Origin of the sequence: Pelomonas sp. CA6 (genome assembly GCF_022549225.1) — a bacterium.
Classification (GTDB): Bacteria; Pseudomonadota; Gammaproteobacteria; order Burkholderiales; family Burkholderiaceae_C; genus Roseateles.
In genome coordinates this window covers 42,008-65,661 of record NZ_JAKZFD010000009.1, presented here as the reverse complement: position 1 = coordinate 65,661, position 23,654 = coordinate 42,008, and the positions used below count along the sequence as shown (strand labels likewise).

The window sequence follows — 23,654 nt, the reverse complement described above, 5'->3', positions numbered from 1 at the left end:
GGCTTCATGAAGACGCAACCGGCGCCTGGACGCGGTCCAGCCGGGCACAGCGCCAGTGGCACAGCGCGCCCAGCAGGCCGGCGACCGCGGCAGCCCAGAAGCAGGCGGCATAGCCCGCCCGCTGGGCCAGCGCCGCACCGCCCAAGCTGCCCAGCACGCCCGACACCCCATAGCCCAGCACCGCGTACAGCGCCTGGCCGCGCGCCTGCAGCCGCCCCGGGAAGAAGCGCGCCAGCAGGCCGATGCAGGCGGTGTGCTGGGCGGCGAAGGTGATCGCATGCAGGCCCTGCAGCAGCAGCACGGCCCAGAACTGGCCGCCCAGCAGCGCGGTGCCGGCAAAGCGCAGCGAGGTCAGCAGCGCCGCGGCGATCAGCCAGCGGTGCAGATGTTCATGGCGCAGCCAGCGCCCCTGCAGCGCGAACCAGGCGATCTCCACCACCACCGACGCGGCCCACAGCCCACCCACCTGCGGCTTGCTATAGCCCAGGCTGTCCAGATAGAGGCTGAAGAAGGCGTACAGCGCCACATGGGCCAGCAGCACGAAGAACAGCGCCAGGAAGAACCAGCCCACCACCGGACGGCGCAGCGCCGGCCACAGCGGCGGCGGCGCTTCGTGGCTGACGGCCTGCGTGCGCGCCGGCCGTGGCAGCCGGGCGGCCGCCAGCACCAGCATCAGCAACGCGGCCACCATGGTGGCCGGGAAGACCGCCATCCCCATGCGCTCGAACCACCAGCCACCCACCCAGACCGTGAACAGAAAGCCGGCCGAGCCCCACAGCCGCACGCGGCCGTAGCGCCTCGGGTCGATGGCACCGCCCTGGGCCTGCAGCTCGGACGCGATGATGGCGTCGTTCAGCGGCACGAAGGCGGCGCTGAAGGCATAAAGCAGAAAGACCGCCACGCCCAGGCCCAGCACCGTGGGCGGCTGGAACAGCCCCAGCGAGGCCAGCAGGCAGGCCAGGCTGGCCGCCTGCAGCACGCGGTCGCGCCGCCCGCTGCGGTCGGCCACCATGCCCCATAGCAGCGGGGCGAAGAGACGGGTCCAGCTGATCAGCGAAACCAGCAGGCCGATCGCCACCACCGGGAGCCCCATGGACGCGTACCACAGCGGCGCATACGGGTTGAAGACGCCGATCGCGGCGAAGTAGGCGAAGGACAGGGCTGCGCTGGCGCGCAGCACGCGGCGGCTGTCGGGCATGGACGGGGCGGGGTCGACGAGCGGAAGCGGGCCGGCTCAGGGCTGGCCGGCGATGGCGCCCGGGATGGGCGGCACCGGCAGCTCGACGTCGCCGCACTGGGCGCGGTGCATCAGCACATGGTCCATCACCACCAGCGCCAGCATGGCCTCGGCGATGGGCGTGGCGCGTATGCCCACGCAGGGGTCGTGGCGGCCGAAGGTTTCCACGACGGCGGGCTCGCCGGCGCGGTTGATCGAGTCCTTGGGCAGGCGGATGGAGCTGGTGGGCTTGATCGCCAGCGCCACGCGCAAGTCCTGGCCGCTGGAGATGCCGCCGAGCACGCCGCCGGCGTTGTTGCTGCGAAAGCCCCGCGGCGTCAGGTCGTCGCCATGCTGGCTGCCGCGCTGGCGCACCGACGCGAAGCCGGCGCCGATCTCCACGCCCTTGACCGCGTTGATGCCCATCATCGCGTAGGCGATGTCGGCATCGAGCTTGTCGAAGAGCGGCTGGCCCAGCCCGGGCGGCATGCCGGTGGCTTCGACGTACAAGCGCGCGCCCACCGAGTCGCCGTCCTTGCGCAGCTGGTCCATGTAGGCCTCCAGCTGCTCGATCTGGCTCGCGTTGGCGGCGAAGAAGGGGTTGTGGGGCACATGTTCCCAGCCCTCGAAGGCCAGGTCGATCTCGCCCAGCGCCGTCATGCAGCCGCGAAAGCCAATGCCCAGGCGCTCGCCCAGCCATTTGCGCGCCACGGCGCCGGCGGCCACCATGGGCGCGGTGAGCCGCGCCGAGGAACGCCCGCCGCCGCGCGGGTCGCGCAGCCCGTACTTGCGCCAGTAGGCGTAGTCGGCGTGGCCGGGGCGGAAGGTGTCGAGGATATTGCCGTAGTCCTTGCTGCGCTGGTCCACGTTGCGGATCAGCAGGCAGATCGGCGTGCCGGTGCTGATGCCTTCGTAGACGCCGGAGAGGATCTCGACCTGGTCGGGCTCCTGGCGCTGGGTGACATGGCGCGAGGTGCCGGGGCGGCGGCGGTCCAGCTCTGGCTGGATGTCTTGCACCGACAGCGCCAATCCGGGCGGGCAGCCGTCGATCACGCAGCCGATCGCGGGGCCGTGGCTTTCGCCGAAGTTGGTGACGCGAAACAGGCTGCCGAAGGTGCTACCGGACATGGAGTGCTGCCAAAAGAAAAAGGGCCGCGGCCAGGATGGACCGGGGCCCCGATTCTAGAGGCAGCCCGGGTTGGCGACCCGGGCGGATGGCGCGTGCCGCCTTCGCGAGCGCGCGACCCTGTCGTTCACTGCGGCGAATTGCCCTCGGCCGGCCAGTCGCGGATGTAGGCCTTGAGCATGCGGTTCTCGAAGTCCTGGGTTTCCACCACGGTCTTGGCGACGTCGTAGAAGGAAATCACGCCCATCAGCGTGCGGCCGTTGAGCACCGGCATGTAGCGGGCGTGGCAGCCCAGCATCATGCGCCGCACCTCGTCCATCTCGGTTTCGGGCGTGCAGGTCATCGGATGGTCGTCCATCACGCTGCGCACCCGCGAGCTGCCCACCGAGCCGCCGTTCTTGACCACCGCGGCGATCACCTCGCGGAAGGTGAGCATGCCCACCAGATCGCCGAACTCCATGACCACCAGCGAACCGATGTCGCGTTCGGCCATGGTCTGTACGGCTTCGGCCAGGGCCTGATCGGGGGAGACGGTGTAGAGCGTGTTGCCCTTGACGCGCAGGATGTCGGAGACTTTCATGGCTGTGGCGGGATGCCGGCACTGCAATCCAAAGAGGTGCCCAACATAGCACACAATGCCGCAAAACTGACAGAGGAGACTGCATGGCTGGCCCCGCCGATCCCGGCTTTGACACCTTGGCGCTACACGCCGGCGCCGCCCCCGACCCCAGCACCGGCGCGCGCGCCGTGCCGCTGCACCTGAGCACCTCCTTCGTGTTCCAGGACAGCGAGCATGCGGCGGGGCTGTTCAACATGGAGCGCTCGGGCCACGTCTACTCGCGCCTGTCCAACCCGACGACCGCGGTGCTGGAAGAGCGCATCGCCGCGCTGGACGGCGGCGTGGGCGCCATCGCCACCGCCAGCGGCCAGGCCGCGCTGCATCTGGCGATCGCCACTCTGGCCGGCGCCGGCGCGCACATCGTCGCGTCGTCCGCGGTCTATGGCGGGACGCACAACCTGCTGCACTACACGCTGAAGCGCTTCGGCATTTCCACCAGCTTCGTGCGCCCCGGCGACCTGGACGCCTGGCGTGCCGCGATCCGTCCCGAGACCCGGCTGCTGCTGGGCGAAAGCCTGGGCAACCCCGGGCTCGATGTGCTGGACATCCCCGCCATCGCGGCGATCGCGCACGAACATCACCTGCCGCTGCTGGTCGACGCCACGTTCGCCACCCCCTATCTGCAGCAGCCGCTGCAGCTGGGCGCGGATCTGGTCTATCACTCGGCCACCAAGTTCCTCTGCGGCCATGGCACCGTGGTCGGCGGGCTGCTGGTGGACGGCGGGCGCTTCGACTGGGCGCGCGCGCATGCGGCCAGCGGGCCCGAGCGCCGCTTCGCCGAGCTGTGCGAGCCCTACGAGGGCTTCCATGGCATGGTGTTCGCCGAGGAAAGCACGGTGGCGGCCTTTTTGCTGCGCGCGCGCCGCGAAGGCCTGCGCGACTTCGGCGCCTGCATGAGCCCGCACACCGCCTGGCTGATGCTGCAGGGCATCGAGACCCTGCCGCTGCGCATGCAGCGCCATGTGGCGAACGCGCAGAAGGTGGCCGAGTTTCTCGCCACGCAGGACGCGGTGGCGCGCGTGGCCTATCCGGGCCTCGCCAGCCATCCCGACCATGCGCTGGCGCAGCGCCTGCTGCCCAAGGGCTGCGGCGCGGTGTTCAGCTTCGACCTCAAGGACGAAGGCGCGGGCGGCCGCGAACGCGGCCGCCGCCTGATCGAGTCGCTGAAGCTGTTCTCCCACCTGGCCAATGTGGGCGACGCGCGCTCGCTGGTCATCCATCCGGCCAGCACCACGCATTTCCGCATGGACGACGCGGCGCTGAAGAGCGCCGGCATCGGCCCCGGCACCATCCGCCTGTCCGTCGGGCTGGAGGACGCCGACGATCTGATCGCCGATCTGAAGACTGCGCTGAAGGTGGCCACCCCATGATGCTCGACGTCCAAGGCCGCCCGGCCTATGCCTATACCGGCGGCAAGCCCTTCTCGACCGCCCTGCCCTGCGTGGTCTTCGTGCATGGCGCCTTGCACGACCACAGCGTCTGGACGCTGCAGGCACGCTACTGGGCCCATCACGGCCATGCGGTGCTGGCGGTGGACCTGCCCGGCCATGGCCGCAGCGAAGGCGAGGCCCTGCCCGACGTCGAATCGCTGGGCGCCTGGCTGCTCGCGCTGCTGGATGCCGCCGGCGTGCAGCAGGCCGCGCTGGTCGGCCACTCGATGGGGTCGCTGATCGCGCTGGAAGCCGCGGCGCAGGCGCCTCAGCGCTGCAGCCGTCTGGTGATGGTCGGGTCGGCCTGGCCCATGAAGGTCTCTGACGCACTGCTGGCCACCGCGCGCGAGCGCCCGCTGGCGGCCATGCGCATGGTCAACGCCTTCTCGCATGCCGGCATCGCGGCCAAGCCCGGCTATCCCGGGCCAGGCGCCTGGCTGCATGGGGGCAACCTGGCGCTGATGGAACGCACCCAGGCCGGCTATGCCCAGGCGCATGCGCAGGCCAATCTGTTCGAGCACGACTTCCAGGTCTGTGATCGCTACCAGGGTGCGCCCGCGGCCTGCGAGAAGGTGCAGGCGCCCGTCCACCTGATCCTGGGCCAGCGCGACCAGATGACGCCAGCGCGTGCCGCGCAGGACCTGGCGCAGCGACTTCGCGCGCAGGTGCAACGGCTGCCGGCCGGGCATTCACTGATGACCGAGGCCCCGGAGCCGCTGTTGAATGCGATGAAAACGGCGCTGGCCTGAGTCCCGCGATGGGGCCTGGCGAGCGCCGGCCCTTGTCGAGGAGCCCAGCCCATGAGCAGCCCATCCACCCCGTCCGGCGCCGCGGCGTCCGCCGATCCGCGCACGCTGCGCAGCTTCGCCGAGTTCTACCCCTTCTACCTGGGCGAGCATCGCAACAGGACCTGCCGCCGGCTGCACTTCCTCGGGTCCACGCTGGCGCTGGCCTGCTTGTTGACCTGGGCGCTCAGCGGCGACTGGCGCTTCCTGCCGCTGGGCCTGCTGTGCGGCTATGGCTTTGCGTGGCTGGGCCACTTCGGCTTCGAGAAGAACCGCCCCGCCTCGTTCAAGCGCCCGCTGTGGAGCTTCATGGGTGACTGGGTCATGTACAAGGACATCTGGACCGGCAAGATCCCGTTCTGACCCCTCGCCCGCGTCGCCCTCCACGCGGGAGCCCCGCTTGCTCCGAACCGTTCGGGCCTCGCGCGCCAGCGCCGCGCGCGGGTCCGAGGGTTCAGCACGGCGCAGGAGGAAGTGCGATGAAGGTCAGTGAAGCAATGTCCAGGGATGTCCGGCTGGTCGCGCCGGACTGCAGCCTGCGGGACGCCGCCCGCGCAATGGCGGAAGGCGATGTCGGTGCCCTGCCCGTGGGGGCCGATGATCGGTTGGTGGGCATGATCACCGACCGCGACATCGCGGTGCGGGCGGTTGCCCAGGGCCTGGGGCCGGAAACACCCGTGCGCGATGTGATGTCCGCCGATGTCAAGTACTGCTACGAGCACGACGAGCTGGAGGACGTGGCGGAGAACATGGGCGAGATCCAGGTGCGCCGGCTCCCCGTGGTCAACCAGGACAAGCGCCTGGTCGGTATCGTGTCCACCGCCGATCTCGCCTGCAGCGTCAACCCGAGCAAAACCGGTCAGGCGGTCGCCGGCATCAGCGCCCCGGGCGGCAGCCATTGCCAGGCCACGCATTGAGCGGTGCCCCCGCTCTTCGGAAAGGCGTTTCACCCCGCCCCGACGCGATGTCGACGGCGCTGGCACCCCCTCCTGCTTCTGCGCGACGACCTGCGCGCATTGCAAATGCCGCGTGATCAGCGAGGACCAGCAGGAGGGTGGCACCCGCTCGATGGCGGCGCCCCTTGCATCCGTCATGCGCCTCCGACGCGGTGCAAGGCCCGTTCCCAGCCCGAAGCGGCCCTGCCCCGCAAGGCCTTCGCCACGCCTTGCCCTGCGTCAAACCGGGGCCGCATTTCTCCGCCAGCGCCCTGCAAGCCTAGGCAGGTGTTGCATCTGAATACAGCTTCCTAAACTGGCTGCGCCGTTCGGACACCCGTCTGCGGCCGACCCGATACCCGCGAAACAGATGCAGGAGAGCTCCGCGATGCGCGCGAACATCACGACCCATGAAATCAGCCGGACCCTGCAGACCTGTCTGGCCGGGTTGGCCGAGGGGGGCGCGGAATCCGGGCGGCTCGACGACGACACCAATCTGTTCGAGCTGGGCATCGATGCGATGAACATGCCGGAACTGGTGGCACGCATCGAGGAACGCTTCGGCCTGATGCTGACCCAGCAGGAGATGTCGGCCCAGCTCTTTGCGCGCTTCGGCCGCCTGGTGGACTTCGTGCGGCAGAAAATGGCCGACGAGTGAGGGTCTTGGCGCGGCGCCCGGCGGCATCGCCAGCGCCCCCGGGGCGCGCGGCCCAGGCGGCATGGGGTCAGTTCTTGCCTACGGCCAGCGCCCGGCCCCTCGCGCCCTGCGGCCCGACCCTGCGAAAGACCCCGGCCCGAGGTGGCCTATCTAGAGCACACACGACGCGTCCCTCGCGTGTGGACCGCGCCACGCGACGCCGCCTGGCACCATCGCTTGCCGTTTTTAATGACTGGTAACGCGGGCCGCGAACGCGCCAGGCCCTGCGGACACGGTCCCGCCCCAGTGTGGCGGCCCCTGTGCGAAAGCCCTGTGACCATTCTTGACCTTATAAGTCAAGGGGTCGGCAATTGGGATGTGCGCGTGTACGATGCAGAAACGAACAAGAGATGTTCGCATCTCAATAAACGGGGTTCGCTGTTGCGGGTAACGCCAAGGAGGCAGTCCGAAATCAGGACGGCCCGGCAGCGAAGGAATCGAGGAAGCCGTCGTGAGGGAGGTTGCGCGTGATCCTGCGTGATTTCATTGAAGAGGCCAACCGGGCTTCGACGCTGTACGCACTGCTCGAGACCTTTGAGCGCAGCGTGAGGCGACTGGAGTACGAGCGCTTTTCTTTCAGCCATCTGCGGACCTGGGACGTGCCGCCGCAAAGTCCGCCGCCGCCCACCGGCGAGATCGTGGCACTGAACTACCCGAGCCAGTGGGTCGGGCATTATCAGGAGCGCGGCTATCTGGCCGAGGACCCGGTGGTGCGCCATGCCAGGGGTGCGATCCTGCCCTATCGCTGGGACGATGTCGCGGTCCACAGCGAACGCGAGATGCTGATCCTGCAGGAAGCCGGCGACGTCGGACTCAAGCACGGGCTCAGCGTGCCCATCCACGAACCGCATGGCAAGGTCTTCCTGGTCACGCTCGCGTCGGACCGCCCCGGGCCCATCTGCATGGACACCTGCTCGCGCATCCAGGCGATGGCCGTCGTCTTCCACGCGCGCTATTCGCTGCTGGGTGGCCACGAATGGCGACCCACCCATATCACGCTGACCTCGCGCGAAGCCGAGTGCCTCACGTGGGTGGCGCGCGGCAAGTCGTCCTGGGACATCGGGCAGCTGATGGGCGTGTCCGAGCACACGGTGAACTTCCACCTGAAGAACGCGATGCGCAAGCTGGACACCGCCAGCCGCATCACGGCCGCCGTGCGCGCCGTCAGCATGGGGCTGATCTGCCCGCCCTGAGCCAGCCCCGTCGCTGAGCGCCAGGGCGCGGCGAGCGCCATCCACCCTCGTCTTGCATGGACAGGTCCTCGCGGCCCTGTCCTGCGGTCGTTGCTTGCGCGGCGCCGGAGCCGGTCGGCCAGCGGTCAATGAATCAGACTCATGGTGGCGCGCCGTTTTTTCACGGTACCGAGGCGCTCGCGCACGGCTGACGGCCAGGGGCACAGCCTCCTGCCGTGCCCTGCGTTTCTACAAGCTCCCAGCCTTGGCAGGATGGCACCCGGCGGGCGGTTTTCTAGCATGCATTGCATAAGCCAATGGGAGCCCCCTCATGATCGAAATCATCCGCCGCCTGAACCCCTCCTCGGCCAAGGCCCGTGAGCTGTTCCGCTTTCGCCATCTCGTTTTCGTCGAGCATGCCGGTTGGGAACTTCCGTGCCACGACCAGCTGGAGATGGATGAGTTTGATACCGAGCATGCGGTCCACCTGGTCCGCCGCAACGAGGCCGGCGAGGTCGTGGGACAGCTGCGCCTGCTGCCCACCACACGCCCTTACATGATCCAGCAGCTGTGGCCGGACCTGATGGGGCCGACGCCCCTGCCGCAATCGCCGCGGGTCTGGGAAGTGACCCGCCTGGGCGCCGATCCGAGGCTGGGGCTGCTGGAGCGCGGCCGCGTCGTGGCGGAGTTGGTGACCGCCTGCATCGAGTACGGCATGCAGCATGGCATCGTGGAGATGCTTGCCGTCATGGGCGAGGACCATGCGCGCAAGAGCGTGCGCGGCATGGGCTGGTCCTACGAGCGCCTGGGCCCGATGCGCACGCTGGGCACCGAGTCGGTGATGGCCGCGCGCCTGCCCTTGAACGAGCGGGAACTGGCCTCTGTGCACCGGCGCACCCGCATCCAGAACTGCCTGCGCCCGGAAGCGGTGCCGGTGATGACCCCGGCGGTCCGGGTGCCCGCGCTGAGCGTGTGAGCGCCGCGCCCTCGGCAGCGGGCACGCCGATTGCGGCATGGCGGGGATGGATGCCTCGCCGCCTTCACCGCCTGCTTCATCGACATCAGCCACCGCGAATTCCTGCGGCACATTCTTCCGTCGTCTGTGCTCGCCGGGGTCCGGCGACGCGGGCCGCGTGCTGGCCGGTCTGTGGGACATCGTCCGGGCCTGGCGCGGCCGCACCCTGCTGGCGCTCGCGCTGCTGATACTGGCCAAGGTGTCGGCCGTCGGCGTGCCGCTGCTGCTCAAGGCCATCATCGACGGCCTGACCGGCAGCCCGGCCCCCGTCCGCATCGGTGCCGCCGACCCCGCTTCGTGGCTGGGCGTGCCGGCCGCGCTGCTGCTGGCCTATGCGCTGCTGCGCTACTGCGGCACCTTGTTCACCGAGCTGCGCGACCTGGTCTTCGCCCGCGTCACCAAGCACACCGTGGCGGCATTTTCGGAACGTGCCTTCGGGCAGCTGCTGACGATGAGCGCGCGCTTCCATGCCCAGCGCAACACCGGAGCCCTGGTACGCGAGGTGGAACGCGGCACCGAGGGCGTGGGCTTTCTGCTGGGCGCCGGCGTCTTCACCGTGCTGCCCACACTGGTCGAGTTCGGCGCGGTGCTGCTGGTCATCGCCTGGGGCTACAGCCTCGGGTTCGTGGCCATCATCCTGCTGTGCCTGCTCGCCTATGCCGCCTATACCGCGGCCATGACGCGCCAGCGCGTGCAGCGCCAGCGCCTGATGAACGAGTTCGACACACGCGCCCACGGCCTGCTGGTGGACACGCTGCTGAACTACGACACCGTCAAAGCGCATGGCCGCGAACAGGCCGAGCGGCAGCGCTATGCCGGCGTGCTCTCGCAGTGGGTGGATGGCAGCGTGGACAGCCAGCGCGCGCTGTCGCGGCTGCATCTGGGCCAGGGCGGTCTGATCGCGCTGGGCGTGGCGGGCGTGATGCTGCTGGCCGGTCATGAAACCCTGGCCGGGCGCATGAGCGTGGGCGACCTGGTGCTGGTCAACGCCTACCTGATCCAGGTCTTCCTGCCGCTGAACACCCTGGGCTTCGTCTTCCGCGAGACACGCGACGCGCTGCTGAACACCGAGAGGCTGATGGACCTGCTCGCCCAGCAGGCCGAGATCCAGGACAGCCCGCATGCACAGCCGCTGCGCGACAGCCATGTGCCGATACGCTTCGAGCATGTGGACTTCGGCTACCAGCCGGAACGCCCCATCCTCAGCGACCTGAGCCTGGAGATCCCCGCCGGCCAGACCCTGGCCGTGGTTGGCAGCAGCGGCTCCGGCAAGTCCACGCTGGCCCGCCTGCTGCTGCGCCTGTACGACGTGCAGCACGGGCGCATCCTGCTGGGCGCCCAGGACCTGCGCGAAATCCAACTGGACAGCCTGCGCGAGGCCATCGGCCTGGTGCCCCAGGACCCGGTGCTGTTCAACGACAGCATCGCCTACAACATCGCCTATGGCCGCCCCGGCGCGACCCGCGCGCAGATCGTCGAGGCGGCACGCGCGGCGCAGGCCGACGAGTTCATCAGCGCGCTGCCCGAAGGCTACGACACGGTGGTCGGAGAGCGCGGCGTGCGCCTGTCCGGCGGCGAGCGGCAGCGCATCGCGATCGCCCGAGCCTTTCTGAAGAACCCGCCCATCATCGTGCTGGACGAGGCCACCTCGGCACTGGACACGCGCGCCGAACGCGCCATCCAGGGCGCGCTGGAGCACATCGCGCAGAACCGCAGCGCGCTGGTCATCGCGCACCGTCTGTCCACCATCGTGAATGCCGACGAGATCATCGTGCTGGACCGCGGCCGCATCGTCGAGCGCGGCCGCCACCAGGCGCTGCTGGAACGCCAGGGTCTCTATGCCCAGCTGTGGGAGCTGCAGCGCCAGCAGCAGCAGTACGAGCGCCTGGAGCGCCGCCTGAGCCTGCATCCGGTCAACCTCGCCGGGCTGCTGGTGCTGACCCTGGACGGCATGCGCGAGCAACTGGCGGCCCAGGACATCGCGCTCTACACCGACATCGACCTGGGCGTGGCCCACATCATGGGCGATGCGGGGCGGCTGGCTCGCGTCGTGCAGCTGCTGTGCCACCAGGCTCTGGCCAACGCGGCGCCGGGTGGGCGCATGGAGGCACGGCTGCGCCGCGAGCCCCTGGCCAGCCGGTTGTCGGTGGGTTTCCATGGCGGATTCCTGGATCCGGACGCCGCGCCGCCCGACACGCTGGAGCTGCGCGGCCTGGTGCAGGACAGCGAAGGCCGCCTGACGGTCCAGCGGGACCTGCAGACCGGCGACCAGCGCTTCCAGCTCGACCTGCCACTGCCAGCGCTGGCGCCCGCCCCGGCGCCGCTGCCCGCGGCGGCCACGGTGGCCCCCACGGCTGAGGAGCCACCCACGGCACTGCCGCCGCAGCCCCTGCTCGGGCTGCATCTGCTGTGCGTGGACGACGACGAGGACGCGCTGCAGTCGCTCGCCCTGCTGCTGCAGCAGGACGGCGCCCGCGTCCAAGGCCTGGGGTCGGGCCACGAGGCGCTGGCCTGGCTGCGCGCCGCCGCCGCCGAGGACTGGCCGGATGTGCTGGTCTGCGACATCGCGCTCGGCGACGAGGACGGCTATGCGGTGCTGCGCAGCATCCGCCAGCTGGAAGCGCAGCGCGCCGTGCCGCTGGCGCAGCGCCTGCCGGCCTTGGCCCTCACCGGCATGGCCCAGCCCGAAGACCGCCTGCGCGCGCTGCTCGCCGGCTTCCAGCTGCACCTGGCCAAGCCGGTGCCGCCGCAGGCGCTGGTGCGCGCGCTACGCCAGCTCGCCCGGCGAGGGGCGGAGCCCGGCGCCGCGCCGCCTTGACGGCCCCCCACGGACGGCTTCGGCTGGCGCGGCCAGGGTCAACGCCGGCCCCTGCAACGTCCAGCCGGACGCGCCGGCCAGGCCGCCGGCGTCCGCCATAGCGCGCGGCAGCGCCCCCGCGAGCGGGCCGCCGCGTCCGATGCCGATGCAGCGCATGCCGGCGGCCGCCAGCGCCGCCGCGTCCAGCGCATTGCGCCCATCGAACACCAGCGGCTGGCGCATGCGGTCGCGCAGCTGTTCGGCGCGCAGCGCGCGGAACTGCGGCCATTCGGTGACCAGCACCAGCGCATCCGCCTGGTCCGCGGCTTCCAGCGCGTCATTGGCGAGCTGAAAGCCCGGCGTGCCGCCCAGCAGCCGCCGGGCCGCCTCGCCGGCCTGCGGGTCATGGGCGCACACGGTGGCGCCGCGCGCGCACAAGGCCTGCACCAGCGCCACGCCCGGCGCCTCGCGCAGGTCGTCGGTATGCGGCTTGAAGGCCAGCCCCCAGACCGCGATGCGCCGGCCGCTGAGGTCTTCGCCCAGCGCGGCGCAGACGCGCTCTTCCAGCAGCCGCTTCATGCGTTCGTTGCCGGCCTCCACCGCGTCCAGCAGCGGCGTCTCCTGGCCCACCCGGGCCGCGCCGTGGCGCAGCGCGCGCAAGTCCTTGGGCAGGCAGGAGCCGCCATAGCCGCAGCCGGCGCGCAGGAACTGGGCGCCGATGCGCGCGTCGCTGCCCACGCCTTCGCGCACTTGTTCGATGTCGGCGCCCAGGCGTTCGGCGACCAGGGCCAGCTCGTTCATCAGACTCAGACGCGCCGCCAGCATCGCGTTGGCCGCGTACTTGCTCATTTCGGCGCTGCGCAGGCCCATGGCCAGGAAAGGCCTCTCGGTGCTGGTCAGCGGCGCATAGAGGCGGCGCAGCCGGTCCAGCAAGGCCGTGTCGTCGCTGCCGGCGACGACACGGTCGGGCCGCAGGAAGTCCGAGATCGCGCGGCCTTCGCGCAGGAACTCGGGATTGGACGCCACGGCCACCTCCAGCGCCGCCAAGCCGCGCTCGCGCAAGCGCCGCCGCAGACGCTCCAGCACCCGCTCGCAGGCGCCCACCGGCACCGTGCTCTTGACCACCACCTGGCGCGCGTCGCCCATGTGCCGACCGATCTCGTCGGCCACCGCGAGCACATGGCTCAGGTCCGCGGCGCCGTCTTCGTCTGGCGGGGTGCCCACGGCGATGAACAGCAGCTCGCCGTGGGCGACGGCATCGCGGGCCTGGTCGCTGAAACGCAGCCGGCCGGAGCGCATCTGTCCCTGCACCAGCTCCGGCAAGGCCGGCTCGTAGAAAGGCAGCTCGCCGTGGCGCAGCCGGCGCACGCGCTCGGCGTCGCGGTCCACGCAGACCACGCGATGGCCCATGTGGGCGAAGCAGGCCGCGGTGACCAGCCCCACATAGCCGGCGCCGAACACGCCGAGGGTGGGAAAGGAGGCGGGAGAAGCGGCGGCCATGAAGATCCTCGGTTCGATGCGATGTCCGCCGCCGGGGCAGGCGGCATGCCCGGCGCACCGCTTGCCTGCGCTGCATTCATCCCCGTGCCGCCCGCGCACGCCAACCCCGCTACCCCTCTGCACTCATGAAGTTCGCCAGCCAGGGCGGGCCCTTGCCCGTCAGCGCCGACCTGCTGCTGCTGGTCGACGTGATCAACAGCTTCCGCTTCCCCGGCGGCGAGACGCTCGCGCAGGAAGCGCTGCCGGTGGCGCGCCGCATCGCGGCGTTGAAGAAGCGCCTGCGCGCCGAGGGCGTGCCGGCCATCTATGCCAACGACAACGAAGGCCAGTGGCAGGCCGACTTCGGCGCCCTGCTGACGCGCTGCGACCGCCTGGGCGGCGCCGCCGCCGAGTTCGCGCGCCGACTGCCGCCACGGCGTGGCGATCTGCCGCTGCTCAAGCCCCGGCACTCGGCCTTTCTGGGCACGCCGCTGGACCTGATGCTCAAGCACATGCGCGTGCGGCGCATCGTGCTGGTCGGTCTGGCCACCGATCTGTGCGTGCAGTTCACCGCGATGGACGCCTATCTGCGTGGCTTCCGGCTCTGGGTGCCGGCCGACTGCACGGCCGCCCAGCAACCACGCCACAAGGCCGAGGCCCTGGCCTACATGCGCCGCGTGCTGAAGGCCGATGTGCGTCCCGCCGCGCCCTGAGCCCGCCATGGGCCGGCCCGGCGCGGGCATCCGGTTTGCCGACCCAGCCCGTCGCCGCCACGCCTGGATCGCACATGTTCACCCTGGGATTGAATGCCTGCTACCACGACCCCGCCGCCGCGCTGCTGCGCGATGGCGTGCCCATCGCCGCCGCCGAGGAGGAACGCTTCACCCGTATCAAGCACGGCAAACGCCCGCTGCCCTTCACGGCCTGGGAACTGCCCTGGCATGCGATCGACTACTGCCTGCGCGAGGCCGGCATCACGCTGGCCGAGGTCGACCATGTGGCCTACAGCTTCGACCCGCGCCTCTTCGTCGGTGACCGGCTCGGCGCGGAGCTCCGCTTCGTGCTGCCGCTGGAGCCTTCGGCCCACGACGCGGGGGACTGGGAGAACCCCTGGGACCCGCTCTTCGCTGCCTATGTGACCAACGCGCCGCGGCTGCTGGTCGACGGTGTGCCGCACCACCTGCGCCAGCGCTTCGCCGGCGTGCGCGCCACGCAGGCGCCCTATGAATGGCATTTCGTCGCCCACCATCTGTGCCACCAGGCCAGCGCCTTCCTGGCCGCGCCCTTCGCGCGCTGCGCGGTGATGACGCTGGACGGCCGTGGCGAACGCGCCAGCACCTGCTACGGTCGCTACCGCGACAGCCGCTACGAAGCGCTGGGCGAGGTGCGCGTGCCGCATTCGCTGGGCCTGCTGTACGAGCGCGTCACCGCCCACCTGGGCTTTCTGCACTCCAGCGACGAGTACAAGGTGATGGCGCTGGCCGCGCTGGGCACGCCACGCTACGCCGGGCTGCTGCGCGAGTACCTGCAGGCCGACGCCCGCGGCCAGTACCAGCTGACGCCGCTGGACATGGTCCAGGCCTTCGGCCCGGCGCGTGCGCCCGGTGCGCAGCTCGGCGAACATCAGCTGGATCTGGCGGCGTCGCTGCAGGACCTGTTGGAGGAGACCGTGCTTCAGCTGGCACGCTGGCTGCGCGAGGCCAGCGGCGAGGCGCAGCTGGCCATGGCCGGTGGCGTGGCGCTGAACTGCGTGATGAACGCCAGGCTGCGCGACAGCGGACTGTTTGACGCTGTCTGGGTTCAGCCCGCCGCGGGCGACGCGGGCACCGCGCTGGGCGCGGCGCTGTGGGTGGATGCACGCGAGCGGCGTGGGCTCGGGGGCATGGAGCCACCCGGCGCCCTTCCGCCTCCCGCAGACCCCATGGCTGCGGGGCTGATTTACACGCTGGCGCCGCGGCGCTGGCAGATGGACCATGCCTACCTCGGTCCGGCCTACGAAGACCAGGAAATCGAGGCCTTGCTGCAATGGGCCAAGCTGGACTACGAGCGGCTGGACGACGTCGCCGAACGCACGGCCGAGCTGCTCGCCGCCAACCGCGTGGTCGGCTGGTTCCAGGGCCGCATGGAGTTCGGTCCGCGCGCGCTGGGCGCGCGCTCCATCCTCGCCTCGCCGATCGACCCGGCCATGCAGGCGCGCCTCAACGAACTGAAGGACCGCGAGGACTTCCGCCCGGTGGCTCCGGCCGTGGCGGTGGAAGACTTCGCCGACTGGTTCGAGCCCGCGCAGGCCAATGGCGGCGAGTCTCCGTTCATGCTCTTCGTGCACCGCGCGAAACCGGGCCGCCATGCGCAGATTCCCGCGGCCTGCCATACCGACCACAGCGCACGCGTGCAGACCGTCAGCGGCGCCACCAACCCCATCTTCCACGACCTGCTCCAGGCCTTCGGCCGGCGCACCGGCGTGCCGGTGCTCATCAACACCTCGTTCAACGTGCGCGGCGAGCCCATGGTCTGCAGCCCCAAGGCGGCGCTGGAAGCCTTCTTCAGCACGCCGCTGGACGCGCTGGTGATCGGCAGCTTCCTGCTGCTGAAGGGCGATCAGCTGCCGACGCTGTGAACGCGCCGACCTGATCAGCGCGACGCGGCGCTGGCCCGCTCGCCATCCCTGCGCTTCTGCCAGGCGGCGAGCGCGTCCACCGCGATCGGCGGCACCGGCTGGCGGGCGAAGTAATAGGCCAGCGCGCGCTGGTCGTTCTCGGTCAGGCCGCGGGCAATCGCCGGCATCTGGCCGCTGGGATCGGTGCGGCGGCTGCCGTCGCGCCAGGCCATCAGCGCGCTCTGCAGATAGACCGGCGGCAGTCCGGCCAGCGAGGGTGCCGCCTGTTCGCCGCCCTGCCCGGCCACGCCATGGCACTGCACGCAGGCCTGCACGCGCGCGCCCTCGCTGCCGCGTTCGTCCAGCTCGCGCGCGCGCTGCAGCAGCGTCAGCTCGGCCTGCGACGCGGGCGCGGCCTCCGCGTCGGTGGCGGCCGGGCCGGACGATAGGGGCACCAGCATCGCGTAGTAGGCCGACACGGCCTGGCGCTGCGGCGGGGTCAGTTGTTGCGCCACCGGCGCCATCACCGCGTGGTGGCGACGTCCGTCGGCATAGCCGTCCAGCTGGCGCAGCAGGTAGTGCAGCGGCTGCCCCGCCAGGCGCGGCGCGCCTGCTGCGGCGGGTTGGCCCTCGCCGCGGTCGCCGTGGCAGCTCGCGCAGGCCGGCACCGCGCCGAGACCGCGCTGGGCCAGCAGCGCACCGGCCTGCGGGCTGGCGGGATCCAGCGGCGCGTCCGGCGCGGCCCCGGAGGGCCTCGTCGACGGGGCCGAGGACGCCACGGCCGCGCCATCGGCTTCTGCCGCGCGTGGCGGCAGCGGGCGGCGTTCACAGGCCGCCAGCAACAACGCGGGCGCCAGCATCAGCAGCAGACGCCACCTGTGGGACGGATAGGCAGACAAGGACGGGCCTCATGCGGAAGAAGAAGGACGGCACGGCGCGGCAAATCCAGCGCCTGCCCTCGCCCGCCGGACGTCCGCGCCAGGCCCTCTGCGCCCCGCGGCTTGCCGCAACATTTGCCCGCGCCGGTACCGACCCGCGCATGCGGCTTGCCGCTACACGCGACCGAACCCGGCACGGAGCGCCCCATGAACGCGATCGATTCCACTGTTCCGCCGTCACCGGCGGCGCGCCCCGCGGCCTCCATGGCCAAAGCCGACGAGCACCACCACGCCCCCGAGCGGGGCTGGCGACGCTGGCTGCTGGCCACCAACCACAAGGACATCGGCACGCTGTACCTGCTGTTCAGCCTGGCGATGCTGATGCTGGGCGGCCTGTTCGCGATGCTGATACGGCTGGAGCTTTTCCAGCCCGGCCTGCAGTTCTTCAACCCGCACTTCTTCAACCAGCTGACCACCATGCACGGCATCGTGATGGTGTTCGGGGCCATCATGCCGGCCTTCGTCGGCTTCGCGAACTGGATGATCCCGCTGAAGATCGGCGCCAGCGACATGGCTTTCGCGCGCCTGAACAACTTCAGCTTCTGGCTGCTGGTGCCCGCGGCGGCGCTGCTGGTGCTGGCCTTCTTCCTGCCGGGCGGCGCACCGGCCGCCGGCTGGACGCTCTACCCGCCGCTGAGCCTGCAGATGCAGGCGAGCATGGATGCCGCAATCTTCGCGCTGCACCTGATGGGCATCTCGTCCATCCTGGGCTCGATCAACATCATCGTGACCATCCTGAACATGCGCGCGCCGGGCATGTCGCTGCTGAAGATGCCGATGTTCTGCTGGTCCTGGCTGATCACCGCCTATCTGCTGATCGCGGTGATGCCGGTGCTGGCCGCCGCGATCACCATGGTGCTGACCGACCGCCACTTCGGCACGCAGTTCTTCCAGAGCGCGGGCGGCGGCGACCCGGTGCTGTTCCAGCATGTGTTCTGGTTCTTCGGCCACCCGGAGGTCTACATCATGATCCTGCCGGCCTTTGGCATCATCAGCCACGTCGTACCGGCCTTCTCGCGCAAAAGGCTGTTTGGCTACACCTCCATGGTCTACGCGCTGGCGGCGATCGCCGTGCTGTCCATGATGGTCTGGGCCCACCATATGTTCAGCACCGGCATGCCCGTGACGGGCCAGCTCTTCTTCATGTACGCCACCATGCTGGTGTCGGTGCCGACCGGCGTGAAGGTGTTCAACTGGATCGCCACCATGTGGCGCGGCTCGTTGAGCTTCGAGCCCGCCATGCTGTTCGCGCTGGGCTTCATCTTCGTGTTCTCGATCGGCGGTTTCAGCGGTCTGATCCTGGCGGTGGCACCCATCGACATACAGGTCCATGACACCTACTACGTCATCGCGCACTTCCACTATGTGCTGGTGGCGGGCTCGCTGTTCGCGCTGTTCGCGGGCTTCTATTACTGGGCGCCGAAATGGTCCGGCGTGATGGTGCCGCTACGCCGTGGCCAGATCCACTTCTGGCTGTCTCTGGCCAGCTTCAATCTGGCCTTCTTCCCCATGCACTTCCTCGGGCTGGCCGGCATGCCGCGACGCTATGCCGACTACGCGCTGCAGTTCACCGACTACAACCAGCTCGCCTCCGTGGGCGCCTGGGCCTTCGGGCTGGCCCAGCTCTACTTCGTGCTGGCGATCGTCTGGCCACAACTGCGGGGACGCGGCGAGCCCGCGCCGGCCCGCCCCTGGGAGGGGGCCACCGGGCTGGAATGGGAACTGCCGTCACCGGCGCCTTTCCATAGCTTCGCGCAGCCACCGGACCTGCGGGAGGACCGCGCGGGGGCGATCGGCTAACCCATGGCGCCGCCGCCCTGCTGGCAGCGCGAGATGCGCCGCAACTGCGCGCTGACGCCCGCCCAGTTCCATCGCGCCACCGCCGGCGCGGCGGCGCTCGCCCTCGCGGTGGGCCTGGTCATGGGGGCGCTGGGCCATGGGCCGGTGCTTGCATTCGCGCTGCTGGAGGTGGCCGGGCTGGCCGTGGCGGTGCTGCTGCATGGTTGGCATGCCAATGACCGGGAATGCCTCACCCTGCAGCCAGGCCGGTTGGAGGTGAGGCACCGGCGCGGCGGACAGGCGTGGTGCCAGAGCTTTGCAGCGGCGGGCTTGCGCATACGCCAGCGCCACGCGGAGGATTTGCTGTGGCTGAGCGATGGACGCCAGCAGGCCCGCATAGGCCGCCATCTGGCGCCGCATCGGCGCGCCGCCCTGCGCCGCGATCTGGAACAGGCGCTGCGGGCCGCCCCAGGCGCCTGGCGCCCGTCACCGCTTCCGGGCATGGCGATTGCCGCGCCGAGCGCGTCGGCGCAGGGCCCGACGCCACCATGAGGACCCGACCATGAACCAGCAGACCCGCAACCCCCAGCAAGGCAACCAGGAGCGCGGCCGCAACGAGGGCGTGCAGGCCGGCGGCGGCCAGCGCGAGCAGCAGCAGCGCGCCGGGAACCGCGGCAACGATGCGCAGCGCAATGCCCCCAACGAGCGCAATGAGCGCAACGAGCCTTCCGGACGCAACGCCCAGGAACGCGGCCAGCGCTGAGCACGGCTGACCGAGCCCCCGCTAGCCCACCCGGGTCGCCCGACCCGGGTTTTTCATGCGCGCCTGGCGCCCCCTCCGCCTGCCGTGGGCGCCGCGATTGCCACACCGGGGCAGATTCATTCCGGAGGTGACGCATGAACAGAGGTTTTGACAGCAAGGGCACAGCCCTGGTGCTGGCGGTGGCGCTGGCCGTGGCGGGCTGCGCCTCGATGGACGAGCGCGACCGGCGCACCGCAACCGGCGCCGCCGTGGGCGCGGCCGCCGGCGCGGCGATCAGCTCGGTCACCGGCGGCCGCGCCGGCACCGGGGCGTTGATCGGTGGCGCGCTGGGTGCCGTCGCGGGCAATGTGTGGTCGCGCCGCATGGAGGAAAAGCAGCGCGCGATCGAGCGCGCCAGCGCGGGCACCGGCGTCGAGGTCAGCCGCACCGAGGACAACCAGCTGCGCGTCAACGTGCCCAGCGACATTTCGTTCGATGTCGGCCGAGCCGATCTGAAGCCCGCCATGCGTCCCATGCTGGACCAGTTCGCCGCCGGCATCGGACGCGACATGACCGTGCGCATCATCGGCCACACCGACAGCAGCGGCAGCGACGCGATCAACGGCCCGCTGTCGCTGCAGCGCGCGCAGACCGTGCACGACTACCTGGCGGCGCGCGGCGTCCCGGCGGCGCAGATGAGCGTGGCCGGACGTGGCGCGCGCGAACCGCTGGCCGACAACGGCAGCGAACAGGGCCGCGCGCGCAACCGGCGCGTGGAGCTCTTCCTGAGCGACCGGGCACGGCAACCGGGATGACGCGACCTCCCTTGTCGATGAACGCGCCCGCCGCGCCGCCCGGCGAGCCCCGCGGCGTCGCGGACCCGGACATGCTGGACTCCGAACTGCCCGCCGGCCGCCGCTCGCGCGTCCTCATCGTCGGCGGCGGCGCCGGTGGCCTGGCGCTGGCGATCCGACTGGCGCGACAGTACCGCCATCGCCCGCTGTCCCCCGAACTCATTCTGGCCGACGCCACGCTGACCCATGTGTGGAAACCCACGCTGCACGAGATCGCCGCCGGCACCGCGGCGCTCGAAGGTCCCGGCACCGACTTTCTGATGCTGGCCCGGCGCCATGGCTTTGCCTTCCATCTGGGGCGGCTCGAGCGGCTGGACCGCGCGCGACGCCAGGCTTGGTTCGCGCCGCTGGAGGACGCCACCGGCGCCGAGATCGCGCCGCGCCGCACCATCGTGTACGACCTGCTGGTGCTCGCGCTGGGCAGCGTCGTCAACGACTTCGGCACCCCGGGCGTGGGGCAGCACGCGATCGCGCTGGACGGCCCCGCGGACGCGCAGCGTCTGCACCAGCGCCTGCTGGCCGAATGCGTGCGCGCCGAGGTGCAGGGCGCGGGGCCGGTCGCCATCGTCGTGATCGGCGGCGGCGCGACCGGGGTGGAATTGGCGGCGGAGCTGGACGGCGCGCTGTCCAGCGTCGCGCGCTTCGGCCGCCATCTGCGCCAGCTGGAGCGCCCGGCCCATATCACCCTGGTGGAGAGCGGGCCGCGGCTGCTGGCCGCGCTGCCCGAGGCGGTGGCCGAGCGCGCGCGGTTCGAGCTGGAGCAGCGCGGCATTGCCGTGTGCCTGCAGCGGCGCGCGGTGGAAATCGGGCCGCGCCATGTGATGCTGGACGATGGCCGCATTCTGGACAGCACGCTGACCGTCTGGGCCGCGGGCGTGCTCGGGCCGGCCCTGACGCCGGCGCTCGATGGCCTGGCGACCAACGCGGCGCGCCAGATTCTCGTCACGGCCGGGCTGCAGAGCATCAGCGATCCGCGCATCTACGCGATGGGCGACTGTGCCGCGCCCGCCGCAGCGGACAAACCCTGGCCGCCGCGCGCCCAGCTGGCCCAACAGCAGGCCACCTACCTCGCGCTGGCGCTGGACGCACGGCTGCATGGCGAAGTGATGCCCCAACCCTTCGTTTTTCGCGACCGCGGCAGCCTGGTCACGCTGGGGGGCCGCCGCGCCGTGGGTCTGCTGCTGCCGCGCCGGCCGGGTCTGGGGCTGCGCCTGCATGGCTGGTCCGCCATGCTGGCCTATGCCACGCTGCATTGGCGCCACCTGGCGGTACTGCATGGCATTCCAGCCGCGCTGGCGACGCTGCTCGGGCGCTGGCTGCTCAAGCGCAGCCAGCCCAGCGTCAAGCTGCACTGAGCGCGCCAACGCCAACGCCGCCATCACCTGACGCCGGGCTCGGCCCGGGCTCCGCCGCGCCGTGCTTCGGCACGGCATTGCGCCAGCTCCTCGCGCATCAGCGGGTCCCCCGGGTCCAGCAGCGGCAGCAGCCCGGCCAGCGGATGCAGCAGCGCCAGCGCGGCCGCGGGCGCGAGGCGGCGCGTGAGCAGCGCGCGGTCCAGCCGCACGGTCGGCGCACCCAGCATGCCTTCCACATGCAGCGGGCTGCGCAGCGTCAGCGGACTGAAGTCCTTCGGGTGGGCGCGCGCCACCAGGTCCAGGCGCTCGCTGGCCAGCGACAACGAACCGTCGATGCTCAGCGTGGAGTCGGGCGTGTCGATCAGCGCCAGTTCGGGGCGCACCTGGCCGCGCCGCAGCACCAGCCGGGCCACGGCGCAGCCCACCGGCAGGCTGCGGTCGCCGCCCAGCACCAGGCCCAGGGCTTGGACGGGGTCCAGCCCGGCCGCCTCGACGACCAGGTGCGACAGCTGCCCGCGCGTCCACAGCAGCTGCGCGCCGCCATCGGCGCCGGCGAGCAGCTCCGCGGTGGAGCGGCCCCGGCCGCGCAGCGACAGCGTCAGGTCCAGCCGGCCGCTGGCATAGGGCGGCCCCTGAGCGCGCCGAGCCAACGCGCCTATCCACTGTTCCAGCCGCACCCCGCGCAAGGCCAGCTGCGCCTGCCAGGCTGCGGGCACCTCGCGTCCATCCAGCGTCATGTCGCCGCGCAGCCGGCCCTGGGCCAGCCGGGCGTCCAGCCCGGCGATGCGCAGCACGCCCTGCGTCAGCTGCACGCGGGCGCGCAGCGGCGCGGCCGCCTGCAGACCGGCGATGCCCGATTCCAGCCGGTCCAGCGCGACCTGCACGTCCGCGTCCATGCGCTGCAGCGCCGGCAGGTCGAAGGGCCGGTCCGGCAGCACACGGCCCGGCTCGCGCCGCGGCCGGACCTCGCCGGGGCGCGCCGCGCCTATCGCCGGGCCCAGATCGGCCAGCCACAGCACCCGGCCGCGCAACTGGCCGCTGAGAACGCTGCGCGGCAGGACCTCCCCGCCGCCGCCGACCTCGGGACGGACGAAGACGAAATCACCCGCGAGCCGGCTGCGCCCGATGCGCGCCTGCGCCACCGCCACGGACCAGCGCGGCCCGTCGCGGCGCAGCTGTCCGCGCATCTCGAAGGCCGGCGTGCTGGGCAGCACCACGCCCAGCGGGCGCCCCGCGGCCGCCAGCGATTCGCCGCGCAGCCAGAACGCGCCGTCCAGCGCCTGCCGACCCAGCAGATCGTGCAGCCGCCCCTCGAAGCGCAGCCCGGCCTGCCCGGCGTCCAGCGTGATGCGCGCCGCGACCGGTGGCCCCGCGTAGCCGCGTTGCACCAGCGGCAGGGCCGAACCCTCGGTGCGCAGGTTCGCGGTGAAGGGGCTGCCGCGGTAGCGGCCCTGGGCCTCGGCCACCAGGCCCAGCGCGGGCGGCGGACCGGCCCCCGGGGGCGGCGGCAGGTCCGGCCCCTCGCGCAGCGCGAAGCGCGCCTGGGCCTGCAAGTCCAGCACGCGGTCGTCCAGCGAAACCCGGCCTTCGCGCACGCTGAGCAGGCCAAATTGGGGGCCGTCGTCCAGCACCCCCACCGCCGGTCCGGCCTGGCGCATGCCCAGCCCGGACCAGCTGCTCCCGCCGTCCTCGCGTCGGTCCAGCAACAGCGTCAGCTGCTCGGCGCGCAGCCGCTCGACGCGCAGCACGCCACCGCGCCGCCAGGCCAGCAGATCGGCATAGCCCAGACGCAGCTCCAGTCCCTGCAGCTGGACCATGGGGCCCCGTCCCGCCCAGGCTGGCGCCGCGATCTCCAGATGCTGCGCGCGCAGGCGCACGCTGCCCAGCAGGCGCAGGCGCCAGGGCCGTGCGTCCGGGCCGGGCGGAGCGCCGGACGGCGGCTCGAAACGGACCGGCCGGTCCAGCCGCTCGCTCAACCAGCGCTCCATGGGCGCGCGCAAGAAGGGCCAGCCCGCCGCTTCGCAAACCAGCAGCCCGCTCAGCAGAACGAGCAGCGGCAGCCCAAGCCACGACGCCTTACGCCAGCGGCGGCGGCGCGGCGTTGCGGGGGGCGGTTCCG

21 protein-coding genes are annotated in these 23,654 nt (G+C 71.4%); 15 read left to right on the top strand and 6 right to left on the bottom strand.

Features of this window, described 5'->3' with window-relative positions:
* Positions 1-4 precede the first annotated feature (4 nt).
* The 3 genes from LZ017_RS15490 to LZ017_RS15480 all read right to left on the bottom strand — a co-directional run bounded on the left by LZ017_RS15490 (position 5) and on the right by LZ017_RS15480 (position 2,922).
* Positions 5-1,198 (bottom strand): MFS transporter, encoded by a 1,194-nt coding sequence (locus tag LZ017_RS15490; protein WP_241397796.1) that lies wholly within the window; start codon positions 1,196-1,198, stop codon positions 5-7.
* Between the two features lie 36 nt (positions 1,199-1,234).
* On the bottom strand, positions 1,235-2,344 hold the full coding sequence (gene aroC, locus LZ017_RS15485) for a chorismate synthase (RefSeq protein ID WP_241397795.1): 1,110 nt from the start codon (positions 2,342-2,344) through the stop codon (positions 1,235-1,237).
* A gap of 125 nt (positions 2,345-2,469) precedes the next feature.
* On the bottom strand, positions 2,470-2,922 hold the full coding sequence (locus LZ017_RS15480) for a CBS domain-containing protein (protein ID WP_241397794.1): 453 nt from the start codon (positions 2,920-2,922) through the stop codon (positions 2,470-2,472).
* 83 nt (positions 2,923-3,005) lie between these two features.
* On the opposite strand from LZ017_RS15480, the gene LZ017_RS15475 reads away from it, so the two are divergent.
* From LZ017_RS15475 to LZ017_RS15440, 8 genes are all read left to right on the top strand, one after another.
* Positions 3,006-4,331, top strand: coding sequence for an O-acetylhomoserine aminocarboxypropyltransferase (locus LZ017_RS15475; RefSeq protein ID WP_241397793.1), 1,326 nt, complete (start codon positions 3,006-3,008; stop codon positions 4,329-4,331).
* Entirely contained in the window at positions 4,328-5,140 is an 813-nt protein-coding gene (locus tag LZ017_RS15470; RefSeq protein ID WP_241397792.1) for an alpha/beta fold hydrolase, read from the top strand. Before LZ017_RS15475 ends, LZ017_RS15470 begins: the two co-directional genes overlap by 4 nt.
* 51 nt (positions 5,141-5,191) lie before the next feature.
* Positions 5,192-5,539 carry an Mpo1-like protein gene (locus LZ017_RS15465; protein ID WP_241397791.1) on the top strand — a complete coding sequence of 116 codons (348 nt, stop codon included), beginning with the start codon at positions 5,192-5,194 and terminating at the stop codon, positions 5,537-5,539.
* A 116-nt stretch (positions 5,540-5,655) separates the two neighbouring features.
* Positions 5,656-6,093, top strand: a complete 438-nt coding sequence (locus tag LZ017_RS15460) for a CBS domain-containing protein (protein ID WP_241397790.1) — start codon at positions 5,656-5,658, stop codon at positions 6,091-6,093.
* Between the two features lie 406 nt (positions 6,094-6,499).
* Positions 6,500-6,769 (top strand): acyl carrier protein, encoded by a 270-nt coding sequence (locus LZ017_RS15455; protein WP_241397789.1) that lies wholly within the window; start codon positions 6,500-6,502, stop codon positions 6,767-6,769.
* 506 nt (positions 6,770-7,275) lie between these two features.
* Positions 7,276-8,001: a LuxR family transcriptional regulator gene (locus tag LZ017_RS15450; RefSeq protein ID WP_241397788.1), complete on the top strand. Its 726-nt coding sequence runs from the start codon at positions 7,276-7,278 to the stop codon at positions 7,999-8,001.
* 310 nt (positions 8,002-8,311) lie between these two features.
* Positions 8,312-8,956, top strand: a complete 645-nt coding sequence (locus tag LZ017_RS15445; RefSeq protein WP_241397787.1) for an acyl-homoserine-lactone synthase — start codon at positions 8,312-8,314, stop codon at positions 8,954-8,956.
* 157 nt (positions 8,957-9,113) lie between these two features.
* Positions 9,114-11,813 carry an ATP-binding cassette domain-containing protein gene (locus LZ017_RS15440; protein ID WP_241397786.1) on the top strand — a complete coding sequence of 900 codons (2,700 nt, stop codon included), beginning with the start codon at positions 9,114-9,116 and terminating at the stop codon, positions 11,811-11,813.
* On the opposite strand, the gene LZ017_RS15435 is transcribed toward LZ017_RS15440, so the two are convergent.
* Positions 11,763-13,292, bottom strand: a complete 1,530-nt coding sequence (locus LZ017_RS15435; RefSeq protein ID WP_241397785.1) for a UDP-glucose/GDP-mannose dehydrogenase family protein — start codon at positions 13,290-13,292, stop codon at positions 11,763-11,765. The two genes, LZ017_RS15440 and LZ017_RS15435, sit on opposite strands and share 51 nt — an antisense overlap.
* A gap of 125 nt (positions 13,293-13,417) precedes the next feature.
* Between LZ017_RS15435 and LZ017_RS15430 the strand changes: the two genes are divergently transcribed.
* Entirely contained in the window at positions 13,418-13,984 is a 567-nt protein-coding gene (locus LZ017_RS15430; RefSeq protein WP_241397784.1) for a cysteine hydrolase family protein, read from the top strand.
* A gap of 74 nt (positions 13,985-14,058) precedes the next feature.
* Positions 14,059-15,888 carry a carbamoyltransferase C-terminal domain-containing protein gene (locus LZ017_RS15425; protein WP_241397783.1) on the top strand — a complete coding sequence of 610 codons (1,830 nt, stop codon included), beginning with the start codon at positions 14,059-14,061 and terminating at the stop codon, positions 15,886-15,888.
* Positions 15,889-15,902: 14 nt separating this feature from the next.
* Here the strand turns inward: LZ017_RS15425 and LZ017_RS15420 are convergent, their stop codons facing one another.
* Complete coding sequence (locus LZ017_RS15420; protein WP_241397782.1) at positions 15,903-16,766, bottom strand: c-type cytochrome; 864 nt, start codon at positions 16,764-16,766, stop codon at positions 15,903-15,905.
* 243 nt (positions 16,767-17,009) lie between these two features.
* On the opposite strand from LZ017_RS15420, the gene ctaD reads away from it, so the two are divergent.
* The 5 genes from ctaD to LZ017_RS15395 all read left to right on the top strand — a co-directional run bounded on the left by ctaD (position 17,010) and on the right by LZ017_RS15395 (position 21,535).
* On the top strand, positions 17,010-18,605 hold the full coding sequence (ctaD, locus tag LZ017_RS15415) for a cytochrome c oxidase subunit I (protein ID WP_241397961.1): 1,596 nt from the start codon (positions 17,010-17,012) through the stop codon (positions 18,603-18,605).
* 3 nt (positions 18,606-18,608) lie between these two features.
* Positions 18,609-19,136 carry a DUF2244 domain-containing protein gene (locus LZ017_RS15410; RefSeq protein WP_241397781.1) on the top strand — a complete coding sequence of 176 codons (528 nt, stop codon included), beginning with the start codon at positions 18,609-18,611 and terminating at the stop codon, positions 19,134-19,136.
* A gap of 10 nt (positions 19,137-19,146) precedes the next feature.
* The gene (locus LZ017_RS15405) at positions 19,147-19,347 is read left to right on the top strand and encodes a hypothetical protein (RefSeq protein ID WP_241397780.1); all 201 of its coding nucleotides are present in this window, start codon (positions 19,147-19,149) and stop codon (positions 19,345-19,347) included.
* Between the two features lie 134 nt (positions 19,348-19,481).
* Complete coding sequence (locus LZ017_RS15400; protein ID WP_241397779.1) at positions 19,482-20,141, top strand: OmpA family protein; 660 nt, start codon at positions 19,482-19,484, stop codon at positions 20,139-20,141.
* Positions 20,138-21,535, top strand: coding sequence for an NAD(P)/FAD-dependent oxidoreductase (locus LZ017_RS15395; RefSeq protein WP_241397778.1), 1,398 nt, complete (start codon positions 20,138-20,140; stop codon positions 21,533-21,535). Before LZ017_RS15400 ends, LZ017_RS15395 begins: the two co-directional genes overlap by 4 nt.
* A gap of 23 nt (positions 21,536-21,558) precedes the next feature.
* On the opposite strand, the gene LZ017_RS15390 is transcribed toward LZ017_RS15395, so the two are convergent.
* Positions 21,559-23,523, bottom strand: a complete 1,965-nt coding sequence (locus LZ017_RS15390) for an AsmA family protein (RefSeq protein WP_241397777.1) — start codon at positions 23,521-23,523, stop codon at positions 21,559-21,561.
* Positions 23,524-23,654: the final 131 nt, after the last annotated feature.